We start from the raw sequence: 18,127 nt of genomic DNA on the forward strand, positions 1-18,127 counted from the left end.
ACGCCGGGAACCTCGCACTAACCCGACCGGCTCGGTTTCACGCGAGGCCGCGGCGTTTTGACGGGAGGGCCATCAGAGCCGATGACGGGGGGCGGCTGCTTCACGCGGGCGGAGTCGGCCGCCCCCGGTGTCTCCTTCGCGAAGGGCCAGTCCGGCGTCGGCGTCGGCGTCTCGCCCGCGACGGGCGGCAGGCCGTTCGCCCCCGATGGCGGGTCCGCCCCAGGGCATATGTTCGCCCCGGCCGCGAGCTTCTGCTTCAGGTCCGCCTGGAGCTGGCCCGGCTCTCCGGGAATCCTCACGATCGGCGCGCCGGGCAGGAGGAGCGCCGTGCAATAGACCTGGAAGTACCCGGGCATCGCCTGCTTCGTGAAGGCCGTGGACTCGATGAACACGGCCCTCGATCCGATCACGCGGATGGTCATGTCCGGCGTCAGCTCCGTGCGCAGGCCGCGGCCGCGTTCCTGGGCGGTCGGGCCGGCGAGGAGTGCGTCGAACACCGCCTGAGTGTCCCAGGGGGCCACCGTCCGCGTCACGGGCGTCGGCCTGCCGTCCAGCAGGAAGTACACCTGCGCGTGCGGCAGCGAGGTGGCGGTCGCCTTGGGAGCCTCTCCGGCGTTCACCACGCCGGTCGGGCGTACTCCGCAGCCGGCCAGCGCGCACAGCGCCGCTCCCAGCGCGACCGCTCGCAGACCCCGGGTCATGCCGGGATCCGGACGATGAACACCGCGCCGCCGGTCGGCGCGTTCGCGGCCTCGATGGTGCCGCCGTGCAGGGCGGCGTTGGCCTGGGCGATCGACAGGCCGAGCCCGGTGCCCTTGCCCGCCGGCCGTGCCGGGTCCGCCTTGAAGAAACGGTCGAAGACGTACGGCAGCACGTCCTCGGGGATGCCGGGGCCGTGGTCGATCACGCGTACCTCCAGTCCGGGCCGGCCGGTGATGCGGACGGGCGGGGCGCCGTGTCGCAGCGCGTTGGCCACGAGGTTCGCGATGATCACGTCGAACCGCCGGGGGTCGAGCCGTACGCGCAGGCCGGATGGGATCTCGATGACGACCTGGTCGCTCCAGCCGCGTGTGGTGACGCACTCGCGGACGAGCTCGGCGAGCGGCACGTCGTCGATGGTGAGGTCGGCGGTTCCGGCGTCCATCCGGCTGATCTCGAGGAGGTCCTCCACGAGGGCGCCCAGGCGGCGGGTCTGGTCGGCGACCAGCCGGGCCGCCGTGCCGGTGTCGGACGGGAGCCGTGCCGTGTCCTCCTCGAGCAGGCCGGTGACCGCGGTCATCGCGGCGATCGGGGTGCGCAGCTCGTGCGAGACGTCGGCCGCGAACCGGCGTGCGGTCGCCTCGAGGCGGCGCAGCTCGCGCACGGTGTCCTCGAGGGAGGCCGCGCTCTCGTTGAAGATGCGCGCGACGTCGGCCAGCTCGTCGCGGCCGCGTACGCGGACACGGACGCCCAGGTCTCCCGCGCCGAGCGACCGGGCGGCCCGGGCCAGCCGGCGCAGGGGCCGCAGGACGCTGCGCCCGAGCAGTGCCGCGAGCACCACGGCCAGGACGATCGTCAGCGCCCCCGCGCGCGTCAGCGCGCTCTGGATACGGTGCAGGTCGGCGTTCTCCTTCTCTAGCGAGGAGAACACGACGACGGTCAGCGGCAGGGGCCCGCCGTCGCGGCCCTGCACGCGCGTGCCGACGACCAGCCACGGTGTCCCGCGGAGGACGACGCGCTGGAAGTACAGCCCCTTGGTCACGTGGGCCGCCAGGCCGGCGGGCACGTCGTCCAGGCCGAACTCGCCCGTGGGGATCACCGTCGTCCCGTCGGTCACGACGACGTACCGGTCGGGGCGGACCAACGCGGCGGCCACGTCCCGCAGGGTCTTCTCCGGCACCGGAGCGGTCAGATCGCCGGGCACGTTGTGGGCGAGGGTCTCCCGCGTGTCGATGAGGACGGCGTCCTGGGCACGCTGCAGGACGGCCCGGCGGACGAAGACGTACCCGATGCCGGCCACGAGCGTGGTCGAGGCGAGACAGGCGGCGACGAACGCGACGAACAGGCGCCCGCGCAGTCCGCTGATCACGGTGCCGCGAATCGGTAGCCGAAGCCTCGCACCGTCTGGATCAGCGTCGGCGCGGCAGAGTCCGGCTCGATCTTGGCGCGCAGTCGCTGCACGCAGGCGTCCACCAGCCGCGAGTCCCCGGCGTAGCCGTGGTCCCACACCTCCCGCAGCAGGTGCCCGCGGGTCAGCGCCTGCCCGGCTTGACGGGTCAGCTCCAGCAGCAGCCGTAGTTCGGTCGGGGTGAGGTGCACGTCCACGCCGGCCTTCGTGACGCGCAGCGCCGCCCGGTCGATGACCAGGTCGCCGAACGTGGACCGGATCATCGGACTGTTCTCCGCGCGGCGCAGGACCGCGCGGATCCGCGCGTCCAGCACGGCGGGCTCGACCGGCTTGACCACGTAGTCGTCGGCGCCCGCCTCCAACCCGACCACCACGTCCAGGCTCTCCCCGCGCGCGGTCAGCAGGATGATCGGGATCTGGTCCGCCTTGCGGAGGCGACGGCACACCTCCACCCCGTCGAGCCCGGGCAGCATGACGTCCAGCACCACGATCTCCGGGCGGCGCGCCCGTGCGTAATCCAGTGCCTCCTCACCCGTCGTCCGGGCGGTGACCGAGTGCCCCTGACGGCTCAGAGCCAGTTCCAGACCCGTACGAACCGACGGATCGTCCTCGACGAGCAAGATCGCTACCACGCGCACATTATCGAGCGACCGGCCCGGCGGCGTGCTCCTGTCACGGAATCAAGACATTTTCCGGGAAGTGAGACGGCACCCCGACAGCTTGATGATCTTCCGTGTCCAGGGTTGTCAGACATGGTGGGAAGGCGAAGACGCGAACGGAACCGGTGGCTCCGGTATGCGGTGCTGGGGCTACGCAGTCTCATCCCGCGCAAGGGCCGCAGGTGGCGCCTGGTCCGGCGGACCGGATACGTGTTCGGGGGTCTCCTGCTCATCCTCGGGGTCGCCGTCGGCGTGATGTACACGCAGGTCAAGGTGCCCCCGGTCAGCGCCGCGGCGCGGGCGGAGGCCAGCATCCTCTACTACCGGGACGGCACTCAGCTCGCCCAGGTCGGGCGGCTCAACCGCGTCGCCGTGCCGCTGCGCGCCGTGCCGGCGCACCTGCGCGGCGCCGTGCTCGCCGCCGAGCAGCGCGGCTTCTACCGCGACCCGGTCGTCTCGCCGGTCGGCATGGGCCGCGCGGTGTGGGCCGCGGTGTCCGGCGGAGCACGCCAGGGCGGATCCGGCATCGCCCAGCAGTACGTCAAGGTCGCGTACCTGGACCCGCGCCAGACCCTCACCCGCAAGGTCAAAGAGCTGTTCATCGCGGTCAAGCTGAACCGGTCCCGATCCAAGGACTGGATCCTCGAGCAGTACCTCAACACCGTCTACTTCGGGCGCGGGGCGTACGGGGTGCAGGCGGCCGCGCAGGCGTACTTCCGCAAGGACGTCGGCGCGCTCACGCCCGCCGAGAGCGCGCTGCTGGCCGGGATGATCCAGGCGCCGTCGTACCTCGACCCGGCGCTCGGACACACCGCCCAGACGCAGGCCCGCTGGCGGTACGTCATCGACGGCATGATGACCACGGGCGTGCTGCCGAAGGGACCGCGACCGGCGTTCCCGAAGGTCGCGGCCGCCCACAGCGACCCGCTGTACGGCGGGCAGCGCGGCTACCTCATCGAGCGGATCACCAGCGAACTGCACGCCCGCGGCTTCGACGACGACCAGATCTACCGGCGCGGCCTGCGGGTGACCACGACCCTCGACCCCACGATGCAGGCGGAGGCGCCGCGCGCGGTGGCCGGGGCGCTCGGCAAGGACAAGGACCTGGAGGCCGGGCTCGTCTCGGTACGGCCCGGCACCGGCGACATCCTCGCGGCGTACGGCGGGCGGGACTATCTCAAGCACCAGTACGACAACGCGTTCCTCGCCGACCTGCCCTCCGGGTCGTCGTTCTTCCCCTTCGTCCTGGCCACGGCGCTGGAGAACGGCATCGGGCTGCGCAGCACCGTCGACGCCTCGCAGCTGAAGGGCGTCCTCAACGACGACGATGACAAGGCCGGCGCGACGGACCTCCTGCAGGCCCTCGGCCGCTCGTACAACACGGCGTTCGCGCGGCTCGGCGCCCGGACCGGAGCGTCCGCGGCGGGCCGCGTCGGTCTCCCGGCACGGTCCTCGCCGCCCCGGGTGCACGCCGTCGACGAGGCCGCGGCGTACGCGGCCCTGGTCGACGGCCGGTACGCCGCGCCGCACATCATCTCCCGCGTCGCGGACTCCTCCGGGAAGGCGCTGCTGACCGTACGGCCCCAGGTCCGCCGGGCGATCTCGGCGGGCGCGGCGGCGGACGTCACCTTCGCCCTGCGGATCGGCGCCAAGATCGCAGGCGACGGGCGACCCACCGATCCGAAGAAGAGCGACCCGCAACCCGTCCTGCTCGAACAGCCGACGGCCGGCAAGATCGGCACGACGGACCACAACGCCGCGGCCTGGTACTGCGGCTACACGCCGAGCGTCGCCACCGCCGTGGTCACGTACCGCGCCAGCAACCTTCCGTTGATCAATCGCGGCGACGCGCCCCTGCGCGAGACCGCGAGCAAACCGGCCGCGATCTGGCAGGCGTTCATGACGGCCGCCGTCGTCGCCAATCCCGGCGAAGCGTTCCCGGCGCCCGCCTGGGTCGGGAAGACCCGCCGGTTCGTGACACCCAGCCCGACCCCCACGCCGACCGTGTCGTCGCCCGCCGTGCAGCCGTCCACGGGGATCCCCGCAGGGGTCGCGCCCACGCCGACGCGGCCCTTCGTGCCGCCGGACGTGCGCAAGCAGAAACAGGCGGCCAAGAAGGCCCGCTCACCCGTCGGAACACCGTCGCCCTGAGGGCCTGGCCGCGTTGATGCCGTCCGTTTCGTCCTCCCGGGCACGGATCCGAGGTCTCGACGGCGGTGCGCCGGCCGGGATTGTGAACCCAGCGCTCATCACTGCGTTGCCGAGACAGTTGTTGATCAAGGCCCTGACCTCGCAGGATCCTTAAGCCATCGCCACACCGCAAGCGATCGAGCGACCAGGTGTGCGTGGTGACGAGAGGAGGTGCGCGATGACCCGCAACGACATCGGCTGGCCGTAAGGCCCGAACGACCTGGCAGCGGCCGGCCCCGCCTTCGGGCGGGGCCGGCCGCCTAGGGTCCTGTCTAGGCGAGGGCGGAGCAGCCGGCCTCGTCGGGAAGGAGTGGCCGGAACTGCACCCGGTAGGGCCGGCCGTGGTCCTCCCAGTCGCTCCACCGGCGGGCCGGCGAGGACAGCCGTGCGGCCGTACGGGCGTCCGCACCCGTGAGCAGGGTGCAGATCCTCGTGCCCACCCGGGTCCCCGAGCCGAGGGGAGCGGTGAACGGCCAGCTCCGCGCCCCGGCCGCGGCCCCGGGGACCGCCAGCGCCGCGACCTTGGCCGGGCGGTACGGGCGCGGCGAGGCCGCCAGGTCGCCCTGCGGCCACCTGGCCGGATCGAGCCGGGCCAGGAACGCCGCCGTTTTGGCGTCGGTGACCGGCTGCACGACCTTCGTACGCGCGGGCCGCCCGTCGACGACGAAGGTGATGACCTTGTACATGGCATCCGCCATGCGTGGACTCGCCACCGTCCGCGGTGTGGCGAGCCCGGCCTCCTGAGCCGCTGCCACGAGCGTGCGCAGCGCCTGGGGCGTCAGCCGGTACTCCGTCAGCGGGCCGGATCCGACGATCGCCCGCCCGTCGCCGTACAGCGAGAAGTCCGGCAGGCTCCCCGGCCCGCCGAGCCCGGCGAAGCCCCCGCTGGTGCTCGTCCGCAGGATCAGCCCCCGGCCCAGCGTCACGGGCGCCGAAGACGGCGCCGGAGTCGACGAGGGATCGAGCTTGGCCTCCGAACGTCCGGTACAGCCGGCCGCCATCAGGACGGCTCCGGCGCATGCCACCACGACCATGGCCTTCATCGGTGATCGCTCCTCAGTGCGTGGCGCGTCCCCGGAAGTCAGACGTGTTCCGAGGCCGCGCGGTTCCCTGACAGGTCGGGGGGAGCGGTTCTGGTTCGGGGAGGGAGTGAACTGCTGGGGCTTAAGTGTAATGGTGGCATGACGATCTGTAGTTACTTATGGTCTGAGTGTGAAGTCGGCGGGGCGGGTGTGGGTGCACGCGATCAGTGCTTCTGCGGCCTACCGCTTGGGTTCCAAAAAGATCTCAGTGTATGTTTGACTCGCTTCCGAGGGCGGGATGGGAGACGGATGGCGAAGCCTCGCCCATTGCAGTTGGGTGATCCGCCTCAACTGGGCGTCTACCGTCTGGAGGCCAGGCTCGGCGAGGGCGGTCAGGGGATCGTCTACCTGGGACGCGATGCCGAGGGGCGGCAGGTGGCGGTCAAGCTGCTGCGGTCCCAGCTGGACCAGGACGAGGCGATGCGGTCGCGGTTCGCCCGTGAACTGGCGGTCATCGAACGCGTCGCGGGGTTCTGTACGGCGCAGGTGATCGACGCTGACGTGGTGGCGGACCAGCCCTACATCGTCAGTGAGTACGTCCCGGGCCCCTCCCTCCAGCAGCTCGTGGCTGAGCGGGGCATGTGCGAAGGTACGGAGCTGGACCGGCTGGCGATCGGTACGGCCACCGCGCTGGCCGCCATCCACCGGGCAGGGATCGTGCACCGTGATTTCAAGCCGGCCAATGTCCTCATAGGCCCCGATGGGCCACGAGTGATCGATTTCGGTATCGCCCGGGTGCTGGAAGCGGGCGCCGACTCGACCACCGCCAGCGGCGTGGTCGGCACGCCGGCCTACATGGCTCCCGAGCAGATCGCAGGGGAACGGGTCACGCCGGCCTCTGACGTGTTCGCCTGGGCTGCGACGATGGCGTTCGCCGCGACCGGACGATCACCCTTCGGGGGTGGTTCGATTCCGGCCGTCATCAACCGGATCACCCAGGGGGCACCCGATCTTTCCGGGGTGCCGATCGCGTTGCTGCCCGTGCTGGAGCGCTGCCTGGCCAAGGACCCGGAGGAACGGCCGACAGCGCAGAAGCTGCTGCTGACCTTGATCGATGAGCAGCCGGATTCGACCACTGCCGACGAATCCATCAAAGAACCGGAGCAACTCCCCGCGGCGCCGTTGCCGCCGGGGCCGGTACCGCCGCCGTACCTTCAGCCGCCGCCACTCCTGGCGCCGCGGCCGGCACGCGGGCGCCGGACCGTACTGATCGCCGCCACAGCGGCGGGCACCGTGCTGGTTTTGGGCGCCGTTGCGGTCGGCGCGTGGATGTACGCCCCGGGGAGAGGCTCGGCGGACTCGCTTGCCCTGCCCACGGGCGGAACCGAACTCCTGAAGGCCGCCTCGGTCGACGTACAGGCCCTCACGAGCTACGACTATCGCACGCTCGACGCCGACGTGAGGTCGGCCCGAAGCATGATGACCGGCGGCATGCAGAAGCAGTACGACTCCGAGATGACGACCACCCGTCAGGCGATGCTGGAGCAGAAGGCCGTGAGCGCGGCGACGGTGCTCAACGCCGGACTGATGTCGACGCGCGGCTCCCGAGCTACTGTCCTGATCTTCCTCAACCAGCAGATCACCAGAGCGGGACAGACGCCGACGGCGAACCGCTCTCAGATCCGGGCCATGCTGGTCCGCCGGCAGGGACAGTGGCGGCTCGATCAGATCACGCTCCTGCCCGCCGCTCCCACCGACGTCAGCGACGTTTCCTGGCCCGGTCGGCAGGTCTCCTCGGTGCTCACGTCCGCGCAGTCTTGTATCCGCACGCTGCACTCGATCAACTATCGGCAACTCGACAGCACGCTCGCAGCGGTCCCCAAGTGCACTACCGGCGAAGTCCGCGATCAATGGACCAGGTCCCAGGCCCAGCTCAGATCGGCCATCGCCGGCGCGCAGAGCATCACCAGCGTCTCGGCCATCGACGTCGCCCTGACTGCGTCGACGGGCCCGTCGCAGGCCACCGTGCTCGCCGCCGTGGGCACCGAGGTGCGGACGAAGACAACGCCGTCGCCGACCAAGCATTCCATCCGTTACCAGGCGACGATGAACCGTGTCGGCGGTCAATGGCTGCTGGCCAAACTGGCACCCGTCACCTGATCTGCCCGTTCGGCTCGCGTTTCCTGTGGCTTGCCGAAAAATCCCCGCGAGAAACTCAGTATTCAGGGACGGTCACGGGATGAGATCCCAGGCGCGGGCCCGGGCGGCACAGTCCTCCCGGAAGGCAGCCGCGTCGAAGACGCCACCGAGATGCGGGGCGAGACCGTCCCGGGCGGCGAGCAGGAACTCCGGCCCGTCGAGCCGCCCCGACCGCTCGGGCAGCGCCCCGGACAGCGGACGGGCGGCGATCGTCTCCAGGTCCCGGACGTTGCACAGGTCGTCCAGGCCGGGCCGGTGCGGCCAGGCGCCGATGACGACGCCGGCCAGGTCGAGGCCGTGGTTCGCCATCGTCTCCAGGGTCAGCGCCGTGTGGTTCAGCGTGCCCAGTCCCGGCCGTACCGCGACCAGAACGGGCGCCCGCAGCGAGTGCGCGAGGTCGGCCAGCGTCGCCCCGTCATCGTCGAACCGGACGAGCAACCCGCCGGCCCCTTCGACGATGACCAGGTCGCGGTCCAGCGCATGGATCCGATCGGCGGCGGCGACCAGGTCAGGGGGCGGCAGCTCGGCCCGCCGGGCGGCCGCGGCCGGAGACAGCGCGTCGGCATAGCGAGCGAACTCGTGCAGGTCGCCGACGCCCGCGAGCCGCCGGACCTCGTCCAGGTCCCCCGGCAGGCCGGGCCGTGCACCGGTCTGCGCGGGCTTGACCACCGCGACCGACGCCCCCCGCGCCCGCGCCAACGCCGCGACCGCCGCGGTGACGACCGTCTTGCCCACTCCGGTGTCCGTCCCGGTGACCACGAGCACACTCACCCTCGTGACTCTAACCAGTCACGGCACCGAATCCGCGGCGACACTGCGGCCGACGAAGCGGCGAGCAAGGATCTGCTGTGCTCGATCCCAGGGGTCACCGGCGCGGGCGGAGAGTCGCCGCCCTCAGCGTGGAATCTCGTCCCAGGGCTCCCACTTGTCAGTGGGGATCGCGAATCCGAATGGATCCGGTAGGCGGATGGTCTCCCCGAACTCCCAGGATTGAAGGTGCCGGTACATGCCGCTGCTCCGGTCCGGATTGGAGAAGAACAGGGTCTGTGCGGCACGGGGGTCGCGATCGACTAGAAGATAATTGGGGATTCCGGCCTGGGCGTAGCCGCTCCACTTGGTGGCGGCGCCGCGTCTCGGCCCCGGCTGACGGTCACAGGCGGCGTTGGAACGCGAGGTGACCTCGACGACCAGACTCACCTGATCTGGAAGAAGGTGCCGGACATCGGCCTTTCGCGCCTCGTCATGCATGTCGACGTCCAGGACGATGAGATCCGGAATATAGCCGTCGCGGATATCGCTCAGATTCAGGTCGGTTACCTGCACGCAACGCCAGCGGAAGGTCGGATCCGCGATTCTTGCTTCGACCATGCAGTCGGCGATGTCCTGCACGATGCCGTTATGGCCAAAGGTCGGACCCGGTGACACGACGATTTCCCCTCCGATGACCTCGACCCTGGTGCCGTCGTCAGGGAGGTGGAGGAAGTCGGCCAGTTCGCCGCGCACCCATAGGTCGTACGGGGTGTCCGGGAGCGTGTAGTAATGGGCCACCGCGCTCACGTTGTGTGACTCCTCCCTCACGATCAGCTCCGGTCATCGTAGGGAACCTGCTCACTGTCCGTACCCAGAACCGTACATTCCCCGGCGCCTGCTGTCGGGAGGTGAGCCTAGGGAGTCTGGTCGCGGCGGCGGAGGCGGGTGATGAACTTGTAGCGGTCGCCGCGGTAGAAGGACTGGGCCCATTCGACGGGGTGGCCGTCGAGGTCGAAGGCGTGCCGGGACAGCAGGAGCAGCGGCAGGCCGACGTCGACGCCCAGGAGCTGGGCGTCGTCGGGGGTGGCCAGCACGGTCTCGATCGTCTCCTCGGCTTCGGCGAGGTGGACGTCGTACGCGGTGGCGAGCGTCTCGTACAGCGAGCCGTGGCGCGGGAGCTCCTTGCGGAGGCCGGGGAAGCGGCGCGCGGGCAGCAGGGACGTGTCGATCGACATGGGCTCGCCGTCGGCGAGGCGAAGCCGGTGGATGCGCAGGGCGCGGCCGCCGGGGCGGATGCCGAGCAGGCCGGCGACGCGTTCGTCGGCGGTGACGTAGTCGATGTCGAGGATGCGGGTCTCGGGGTGGAGGCCGTGGTGCCGCATGTCCTCGGTGTAGCTGACGAGCTGCAGTTCCTGGGCGACCTTCGGCTTGGCGACGAACGTGCCCTTGCCCTGGATGCGCTGCAGGCGTCCTTCGATCACGAGCTCGGCGAGGGCCTGGCGGACGGTCGTGCGGGAGGTGCCGTACTTCTCGGCGAGGCTGCGTTCGGGCGGCAGGGGGCTACCGGGGGTGAGGGCCTCGGTCAGCTCGATGAGGCGCTTCTTCAGCCGGTAGTACTTCGGGACCCGGGGTTCGATCCCTAGCTCAGGTGCCCGTTCAGCCGTCACGCGCTCTCCTAACGTTCATCGCCGCGTCGCTCCGGCGTTAGGAGCAGGGTACGGTCTGGAATCTTCCTTGACAGTAGCCAGGGCCTCGCAGGCTACTGTGAGATCTGCCTCGCTCAGGTCGGCGCGGGCGGCAATGCGCAGGCAGGCGCGTCCTTCCGGCACTGACGGTGGCCGGAAGCAGCCGACTCGCACCCCTTGCTCGGCGCACAGTTCCGCGGCGCGGACGGCGTCGTGGGGGTCACCGATGATCACTGGGACGACGGCGGCGGCCGGGGACGTGGTCTCCAGGCCGAGTTCCCGCGCGATGCCGGCCAGCCGGTGGGCGCGTTCGCGGGCGCGTTCGGGCCGGTCCGGCTCTTTCGCGAGCACGTCGAGGGCGGCAAGGGCCGCGCCGGCGCACGCCGGAGCCAGCCCGGTGTCGAAGGTGAAGGACCGCGCGGTGTCCACGAGGGTCTCGACGACCTCCGGGGCGCCGAGGACCACGCCGCCCTGCGCGCCGAGCGACTTGGACAGGGTGGCGGTGAGGACGACGTCGGGCTGTCCGGCGAGTCCGGCGGCGTACGCGGCGCCGCGGCCGTCCGGTCCGACGACGCCGAGTGCGTGGGCCTCGTCGATCACGAGGATCGCGCCATGGTGCCGTACGACCTGGTGCAGTTCCCGGAGCGGCGCGATGTCGCCGTCCACGGAGAACACCGCGTCGGTGACGACGATCGCGTCACGCGCGCCGGCCAGGGCGGCGTCGACGGCCGCGACGTCTCCGTGCGGAGACACCGTGACGGCCGCCCGGGAGAGGCGGCAGCCGTCGATCAGCGACGCGTGGTTGCCCTGGTCGGACACGATCACCCGGGGACGCAGGGCGGTGACGGCCCCGAGGTTGGCGAGGTAGCCCGAGGAGAACACGAGCGCGGACGGCATGCCGGTGAACTCCGCGAGGCGGTGCTCCAGCTCGGCGTGCAGCTCCGTCGTCCCGGTGACCAGCCGGGACCCGGTCGAACCCGCGCCCCACGTCCGTACGGCCTCGACGGCCCCCTCGATCACCCGCGCGTCGCCGGACAGGCCCAGATAGTCGTTGGAGGCCAGGTCGAGGAGCCGGGGCACGGACGGGCGGGGACGGAGCGTACGGTGCAGGCCTGCGGCCGTGCGTTCGCGTGTCGCGGCCGTCAGCCGCAGAAGAGGGTCCACCCGGAAATCATTCCAGCCCCGCCTGCGATTATGCAGAGGTGCCCACGTTGACCGACCTGACCCGGCAGCACACCGATCTCGACGCGGCGGACCTCGAATGGATCCACGCCCTGGTGTCGGACTGGCAGCTGCTCGCGGACCTGTCCTTCGCCGACCTGGTGCTCTGGGTCCCGCTGACCTCGCGCCGCCCCCGGAAGAACGGCACCGTGGAGGGCTGGGTGGCGGTGGCCCAGATCCGGCCGACGACGGGCCCGACGGCCTACCCGGACGACCTCGTCGGCGTCGTCGCCGATCCCGGGACGCGCGGCCTCATCGACGTGGCGTGGGCGGAGCAGCGGATCTGGCGGGAGGGCGACCCCGAGTGGGGGAGCGGCATCCCGGTCCGGGAGGAGGCCATCCCCGTACGCCGGGGCGACCGGATCCTCGGCATCATCCAGCGCAGCACGAACCTCAGCTCCGCGCGTACGCCCAGCCACCTGGAGCTGACGTATCTGCAGAGCGCCAGCGACCTGGCGAAAATGATCAACGATGGGCGCTTCCCGTTCCCGGGCGAGGAGCCGAACCTCGCGCGGTCCCCGCGCGTGGGCGACGGCCTGGTCCGGGTCGATCACGACGGGCGCGTGCTCTACGCCAGTCCCAACGCCCAGTCGGCGTACCGCAGGCTGGGGCTGGCCACCGACCTGGAGGGCACGCTCCTGAGGGACACCACGGCGCTGCTCGTCAGCGCCCCGGTGGACGACTCGCTGGCGGTGGTCGCCGGCGGGCGCGCCGCCCGCGAGACCGAGATCGAGGCGAACGGCGCGATCGTCCAGCTCCGCGCCATCCCGCTGATCGTCGACGGCGAACGGACCGGCGCGCTGGTCCTGCTGCGGGACGTCACCGAGCTGCGCTGGCGCGACCGGGCGCTGATGAGCAAGGACGCGACGATCCGGGAGATCCACCACCGCGTGAAGAACAACCTGCAGACCGTCGCGGCGCTGCTGCGCCTGCAGGCGCGGCGGCTGCGGGTGCCGGAGGGACGGGAGGCGCTGGAGGAGGCGGTGCGCCGGGTGGGCTCGATCGCGATCGTCCACGAGACGCTGTCGCACACGCCCGACGAGCTCGTCGACTTCGACGACATCGCGGACCGGGTCATGGCCATGGCGGGGGAGGTCTCCGCGCCGGAGACCCGGGTACGCCCGCGGCGGGTCGGTGGCTTCGGGGTGCTGCCCGCGGTGATCGCCACGCCGCTCGCCATGGTCCTGGCCGAGCTGCTGCAGAACGCCCTGGAACACGGGCTGGCCAACCGCGCCGGATCGCTCGAGGTGGTCGTGACCCGCGGCGAGGAGCGGCTCAACGTCCTCGTCGCCGACGACGGGAGCGGGCTGCCGGCCGACTTCGACGTCGAGTCGGCCTCGAGCCTGGGCCTGCAGATCGTGCGGACGTTGATCGTGGGAGAGCTGGGCGGGGTCATCGACCTGCGCCCGCGTTCGGGCGGGGGCACGGAGGTGGTCCTGGACATCCCGCTGGACCAGGGGCCGCGTACCGCGCCGCCGGGCTGATCGGTCCGCCGAGGCGGATCGTGGCCGGTGGGAACCGCAGATCACACTGGGCCGGCTCGCGGGGCGAGACCCGGCCGATCAGCCGTCCAGGGCCCGGAAACGACCGACGCCCGCGGCCGTGGGGCCGTGGGCGTCAGTGCCGTCCGCTGTCGTGGACCGACCTGCGAACCACGATGCGGTGTCGTCTGTGTTCAGGCGTGGGCGCGAGCGCGGGCGCGGGCGTTCCGGCGCTTCAGGGCGCGTCGCTCGTCTTCGCTCAGGGCGCCCCAAACGCCGGCGTCCTGACCGGAGGTCAGGGCCCAGCGCAAGCAGGCGTCGGTCACCGGGCAGCGGCGGCATACCTGCTTGGCCTCCTCGATCTGCACCAGTGCGGGGCCGGTGTTCCCGATCGGGAAGAACAGCTCGGGGTCCACGTCACGGCAGGCAGCGCGGTGGCGCCAGTCCATGCGGTCCACTCCTTCGTAGCGCGTGAAGTGTCGACTCCACTTGTGAACGGTTTCACGATGTCGCGAACAGTCCGTGGACCATTGGGTGAGGGTCCGGGAAGTGTTCATGGCGGTCTCGACCAGGGGCGATACCCGAATGCCGCGCGCCACTTAGAGATTCCCAGGGCGTCAGAGAGGGCGCAAGACCTTTGAGAAAACTTTCTCAAAGTATGGCTGTCGTGTGTGTCACATGACCGAAACATGAACGTCGCTTCGTGACTCAGATCACGATGCGAACCGCCTTGGGAACGGAGCGGAAGGTCACTGCCTCGCGTTGCCCGAGGTAGTCCCCGTCGACCTGGAAGGCGATCGGCCGGTGCGACCGCAGCGTGAACTCCGGCAGGTCGTGCAGACCCACGACGTGGCCCCCGCGCGGCAGCCGCTTGAACGGCGGCAGGATCTGCGGCAGCACGCCCAGCGTGGACAGCAGATCCAGCCGTCGTAGCCCGAACAGGTCGAGGCCGGTCGCGAACGCCGCCCGCGGGTTCGGGTCGACCGGCCACGGCCCGGCGTACGTCCACGGCGAGGTGTTCGACACGATGCTCAGGAAGATGTGCCCGAGCGGCGGCTTGCCGGGCACTTCGAGGGTGAGCGCCGGACGCCGGCGGTCCGTCAGCACGAAGAACTGGCGCAGCGCCGTCCGGATGTACAGCGTGGAGTAGGCGCGGGACCCGGACGACCGGAGCTGCTCGACGGCGTGGACGACCTCCGCGTCCAGCCCCAGGCCGGCGCAGAAGGTGAAGTAGCGGTTGTCGGCCATGCCGAGGCCCACGGTCCGGTGCCGGCCGGCCCGGAGCGCCTCCAGCACCTGGCCCGCGGCGTCGAGCGCGTTGTTGGGCAGGCCCAGCGAACGCGCGAAGACGTTCGCGCTGCCCGACGGGACGACCGCGAGAGCCGGCAGGTCCTCCGACGGGCCGCCCGCGAGCAGCCCGTTGACGGCCTCGTTCACGGTGCCGTCGCCGCCCAGCGCGATGACCACGTCATAGCCCTCGGCGACCGCCTGCTCGGCCAGCTCGGTCGCGTGCCCGCGCCGCTGGGTCTCGGCGAGCTCCAGCCGCACCTCGCCGGCGAACGCGCGCATGAGCACGTCCCGGGCTCGCCGTGACGTGGTGGTCGCCTTCGGATTGGCGATCAAGAGTGCGCGCACGACCAAAAGGGTAGTTCACCGCAGAACAGGGGAAGGCGCGGCCTGGGCATCACGGGCGGGCGTGCCCCACTAGTGTTCCTGGATGTGTCCACACGTCCCGCCACCCTGAGCGCCGCCGCCCTCGTCGAGGCCCTGGAAGGGGTCGCCGTGCTGGCCGTCGGCCTGTACGTCGGCATCGAGGCCGTCATCGGCCGTCCCCACGACCTCGCGAGCGCCGTCGCCCTCGCCTTCATGGCCGTCCTCGGCGGCGCCGGCATCATCGCGGTCGGCTGGGGACTGTGGCAGGTACGCCGCTGGGGGCGTGCCCCGGCCCTGCTCACCCAGATCTTCACCCTGATCATCGCCGTGTCGATGTTCCAGAGCCACCGCGCGGTCCTCGGGGTCGTCCTCGTGGTGGTGGCCGTCGCCGGTGCCGTCGCGCTGCTCAGCCCGCCCACGACCCGCGCCTTGATCGACGACTAGCCGGAAGACGAAGCACCCCCCGCCACGTCGGCAGGGGGTGCTTCATGTTCTGCTCAGTCGTCGGCGGTAAGGCCGTCGCGGAGCTGGGCGAGCGTACGGGCCAGGAGCCGGGACACGTGCATCTGGGAGATGCCGAGCTCGGCGGCGATCTGCGACTGGGTCATGTTGCCGAAGAACCGCAGCAGCAGGATGCGCTTCTCCCGGGCCGGGAGCTTCTCCAACAGCGGCTTGAGCGACTCGCGGTATTCGACCCCCTCGAGGGCCTCGTCGACGATGCCCAGGGAGTCGGCGACCGCCGGAGCGTCCTCGTCGCCGGAGTCGGGGGCGTCGAGGGAGACGGTGGAGTAGGCGTTGGCCGACTCCAGGCCCTCGAGCACCTCCTCCTCGCTCATCTGCAGGTGCTCGGCCAGCTCGCTGACGGTCGGCGCGCGGCCCTCGCGCTGGGCGAGGTCGCTGATCGCCTTGGTCAGCGACAGCTTCAGCTCCTGGAGCCGGCGCGGAACGCGGACGGCCCAGCCCTTGTCGCGGAAGTGCCGCTTGATCTCTCCGACGATCGTCGGCGTGGCGTACGTGGAGAACTCCACGCCCCGCTCCAGGTCGAACCGGTCGATCGACTTGATCAGCCCGATCGTCGCGACCTGCACCAGGTCGTCCAGCCATTCGCCGCGGTTGCGGAAGCGGCGGGCGAGGTACTCGACGAGCGGCAGGTGCAGCTCTACGAGCTCGTCGCGGATGCGCTGCCGCTCCGGGTCGCCTGCGGGCATGGTGGCGAGGCGCTCGAACAGCTGACGTGCTCGAGCTCGGTCGGGCACGCCGTGCTCGTTGCCGGCCACCGTGGTCTTCTCGGTCACGCGTCCACCTCGCTCAGCGGCCCGAGGCCGCGTGGGCGGTGGTCGAGAGCCGTGGGGGTCGCGGCGTTCACGACGTCTTCCCGCGCCGTTTGTTCATCACGATGGTCACCCGGTCGTCGACGCCCACCGAGGCGTCGACGTCGCCGGCGAGCGAACTCAGCACCGTCCAGGCGAAGGTGTCGCGGCTCGGCTCCAGGCCGTCGACGGTCAGAACCGACACCGAGATGCTCATCGCGTCGTCATTGAGCTGGAATTCGCACGTCAGGTCCGTGCCAGGCACCGCCTGGGCCAGGAGCATCGCGCACGCCTCGTCGATCGCGATACGCAGATCCTCGATCTCGTCGAGGTTGAAGTCGAGGCGTGCCGCCAGCCCGGCCGTGGCCGTGCGCAGCACGGAAAGGTAGGCGCTGTCGGCCGGCAGCCGCACGGTCACGACGTCGCGCACGTCGGACACACTCGCCGGCATGGCCGCGGTTTCCTCGGTCACGTCACTCCCTCGTTGGGGCTACCCGCTGCTGTCGAAACTACCGCCTCAACGCACCTGGGCGCGCATCCGGCGCGCTCGGTCGTCGAAGTGATGATCGTAGAGGTGAGGCGGCCTCGTTTCGGCCATGGTCAGGGGCTTTCGGTCATGGTCAAGGGATCGTAGGTTATTGGGTCCACCGGAAGATCATCCGTGACCGGCAGAGAGGCGCGCCGATGGACTTCTCCAGCAAGGCCCTGCACGTGGGCAGTCTGCTACGCCCTCCAACCCTTCTCCAGGCCCGTGAACGCCACGCGGCCGGTCAGATGGACGGAGAGGAACTTCGGCAGGTCGAGGACCGGGCGATCCTCGAAGCGCTCGCCCTGCAGCGGGACAGCGGCATCGGCGTGTACACGGACGGCGAGTACCGCAGGAACGACTTCATGAGCCCCCTGACCGCGGCGACGGACGGCTTCGTCAGCCAGGCGCCCGTGCTGGACTGGAACGCCGAAGGGGAGGAGCGGACCGAGGACGACGCGATCCTCAACCTCATCGGCGGGAGGCTGCGGCATCGTGACCGGTTCACCGACCGGGAGGCGGCGTTCCTGGCCGGTCACGCCCCGGGGCCGTGGAAGCTGGCGATCCCCGAGGTCACGAACTTCGTCGTCGCCAACTGGCAGCGCGGCGTGAGCGACGGCGCGTACCCCACCCGGGCCGACATCGTCGACGATCTCGCGGCGGTCGTCCGGACGGAGGCGGAGGCGCTGGCGCGGGACGGCGTCCGGCACGTCCAGATCGACGCGCCGTGCTTCACGAGCTTCGTGAACGAGCGGCTGATCCCCGTCTTCGAAGCGGAGGGCCTGCACCCGCGAGAGCTGCTGAACCGGTGCGTCGAGGCCGACCGCGCGATCGTCGGCGGCCTGCGCGACGCCGGAGTCGTCGTCGGGATGCACATCTGCCGAGGGAACTACCGGGGCCAGTGGTTCAACGAGGGCGCCTACGACGGCATCGCCGAAGACGTGTTCGGCCGGATCCCCGTCGACCACTGGCTGCTGGAGTACGACACCGAACGCGCCGGGAACCTGGATCCGATCAAGCACGTTCCGGCCGGTACGACCGCCGTCCTGGGCCTGGTGACCACCAAGACGGGAGCGCTGGAGGACCCCGACGCGCTCGCGCGGCGCGTGGACGAGGCGTCGCGCTTCAAGCCCCTGGAGGACCTGGCGATCAGCCCGCAGTGCGGCTTCGCGTCGGAGGTGCAGGGCAACCCGCTGACCTGGGACGACCAGCGGCGCAAGCTGGATCTCGTCGTGTCCGTCGCGCAGCGGGTGTGGGGCTGAGGCTCGGTCTCAAAGCCCTGCACGTGTGAGGCTGGGGCTTGGTCTCAAAGCCCTGTGCGTGT

17 protein-coding genes are annotated in these 18,127 nt (G+C 70.9%); 5 read left to right on the forward strand and 12 right to left on the reverse strand.

The window, feature by feature from the left end:
* Positions 1-17 precede the first annotated feature (17 nt).
* The 3 genes from ACQP2O_RS09690 to ACQP2O_RS09700 are packed head-to-tail and all read right to left on the reverse strand — an operon-like array spanning position 18 to position 2,739.
* Positions 18-701: a hypothetical protein gene (locus ACQP2O_RS09690; protein ID WP_433181933.1), complete on the reverse strand. Its 684-nt coding sequence runs from the start codon at positions 699-701 to the stop codon at positions 18-20.
* Positions 698-2,068 (reverse strand): ATP-binding protein, encoded by a 1,371-nt coding sequence (locus ACQP2O_RS09695; RefSeq protein WP_433181934.1) that lies wholly within the window; start codon positions 2,066-2,068, stop codon positions 698-700. The genes ACQP2O_RS09690 and ACQP2O_RS09695 overlap by 4 nt, the downstream gene beginning before the upstream one ends.
* Positions 2,065-2,739, reverse strand: coding sequence for a response regulator (locus tag ACQP2O_RS09700; RefSeq protein WP_433181936.1), 675 nt, complete (start codon positions 2,737-2,739; stop codon positions 2,065-2,067). The genes ACQP2O_RS09695 and ACQP2O_RS09700 overlap by 4 nt, the downstream gene beginning before the upstream one ends.
* 237 nt (positions 2,740-2,976) lie before the next feature.
* On the opposite strand from ACQP2O_RS09700, the gene ACQP2O_RS09705 reads away from it, so the two are divergent.
* Complete coding sequence (locus tag ACQP2O_RS09705; RefSeq protein WP_433181938.1) at positions 2,977-4,917, forward strand: transglycosylase domain-containing protein; 1,941 nt, start codon at positions 2,977-2,979, stop codon at positions 4,915-4,917.
* Positions 4,918-5,228: 311 nt separating this feature from the next.
* On the opposite strand, the gene ACQP2O_RS09710 is transcribed toward ACQP2O_RS09705, so the two are convergent.
* On the reverse strand, positions 5,229-5,999 hold the full coding sequence (locus ACQP2O_RS09710) for a hypothetical protein (protein WP_433181940.1): 771 nt from the start codon (positions 5,997-5,999) through the stop codon (positions 5,229-5,231).
* A gap of 288 nt (positions 6,000-6,287) precedes the next feature.
* Between ACQP2O_RS09710 and ACQP2O_RS09715 the strand changes: the two genes are divergently transcribed.
* Positions 6,288-8,138, forward strand: a complete 1,851-nt coding sequence (locus tag ACQP2O_RS09715; protein WP_433181942.1) for a serine/threonine-protein kinase — start codon at positions 6,288-6,290, stop codon at positions 8,136-8,138.
* 72 nt (positions 8,139-8,210) lie between these two features.
* Here the strand turns inward: ACQP2O_RS09715 and bioD are convergent, their stop codons facing one another.
* The 4 genes from bioD to ACQP2O_RS09735 form a co-directional block, all read right to left on the reverse strand.
* The gene (bioD, locus tag ACQP2O_RS09720; protein WP_433181943.1) at positions 8,211-8,948 is read right to left on the reverse strand and encodes a dethiobiotin synthase; all 738 of its coding nucleotides are present in this window, start codon (positions 8,946-8,948) and stop codon (positions 8,211-8,213) included.
* A 123-nt stretch (positions 8,949-9,071) separates the two neighbouring features.
* Positions 9,072-9,734, reverse strand: a complete 663-nt coding sequence (locus ACQP2O_RS09725; protein ID WP_433181945.1) for a Uma2 family endonuclease — start codon at positions 9,732-9,734, stop codon at positions 9,072-9,074.
* Positions 9,735-9,841: 107 nt separating this feature from the next.
* Positions 9,842-10,594: a GntR family transcriptional regulator gene (locus ACQP2O_RS09730; protein ID WP_433181947.1), complete on the reverse strand. Its 753-nt coding sequence runs from the start codon at positions 10,592-10,594 to the stop codon at positions 9,842-9,844.
* Positions 10,595-10,609: 15 nt separating this feature from the next.
* The gene (locus tag ACQP2O_RS09735; protein WP_433181949.1) at positions 10,610-11,776 is read right to left on the reverse strand and encodes an 8-amino-7-oxononanoate synthase; all 1,167 of its coding nucleotides are present in this window, start codon (positions 11,774-11,776) and stop codon (positions 10,610-10,612) included.
* A gap of 38 nt (positions 11,777-11,814) precedes the next feature.
* Here ACQP2O_RS09735 and ACQP2O_RS09740 point away from each other — a divergent pair, with 38 nt between their 5' ends.
* Positions 11,815-13,317: a histidine kinase N-terminal domain-containing protein gene (locus ACQP2O_RS09740; protein WP_433181951.1), complete on the forward strand. Its 1,503-nt coding sequence runs from the start codon at positions 11,815-11,817 to the stop codon at positions 13,315-13,317.
* Positions 13,318-13,508: 191 nt separating this feature from the next.
* Here ACQP2O_RS09740 and ACQP2O_RS09745 read toward each other — a convergent pair whose 3' ends face one another.
* On the reverse strand, positions 13,509-13,763 hold the full coding sequence (locus ACQP2O_RS09745) for a WhiB family transcriptional regulator (RefSeq protein ID WP_360892601.1): 255 nt from the start codon (positions 13,761-13,763) through the stop codon (positions 13,509-13,511).
* A 259-nt stretch (positions 13,764-14,022) separates the two neighbouring features.
* Entirely contained in the window at positions 14,023-14,949 is a 927-nt protein-coding gene (locus ACQP2O_RS09750) for a diacylglycerol/lipid kinase family protein (protein WP_433181953.1), read from the reverse strand.
* Positions 14,950-15,033: 84 nt separating this feature from the next.
* Here ACQP2O_RS09750 and ACQP2O_RS09755 point away from each other — a divergent pair, with 84 nt between their 5' ends.
* A complete protein-coding gene (locus ACQP2O_RS09755; RefSeq protein WP_433181955.1) occupies positions 15,034-15,411 on the forward strand; it encodes a hypothetical protein in 378 nt (125 codons plus the stop codon).
* Between the two features lie 53 nt (positions 15,412-15,464).
* Here the strand turns inward: ACQP2O_RS09755 and ACQP2O_RS09760 are convergent, their stop codons facing one another.
* Entirely contained in the window at positions 15,465-16,223 is a 759-nt protein-coding gene (locus tag ACQP2O_RS09760; RefSeq protein WP_433190974.1) for an RNA polymerase sigma factor SigF, read from the reverse strand.
* Between the two features lie 106 nt (positions 16,224-16,329).
* Positions 16,330-16,749: an anti-sigma factor gene (locus ACQP2O_RS09765; RefSeq protein WP_433181957.1), complete on the reverse strand. Its 420-nt coding sequence runs from the start codon at positions 16,747-16,749 to the stop codon at positions 16,330-16,332.
* Between the two features lie 212 nt (positions 16,750-16,961).
* Here ACQP2O_RS09765 and ACQP2O_RS09770 point away from each other — a divergent pair, with 212 nt between their 5' ends.
* Positions 16,962-18,065 (forward strand): cobalamin-independent methionine synthase II family protein, encoded by a 1,104-nt coding sequence (locus tag ACQP2O_RS09770; protein WP_433181959.1) that lies wholly within the window; start codon positions 16,962-16,964, stop codon positions 18,063-18,065.
* The last annotated feature ends 62 nt before the right edge of the window (positions 18,066-18,127 follow it).

It is taken from the genome of Actinoallomurus sp. CA-150999 (assembly GCF_050942425.1).
Lineage (GTDB): Bacteria > Actinomycetota > Actinomycetes > Streptosporangiales > Streptosporangiaceae > Actinoallomurus.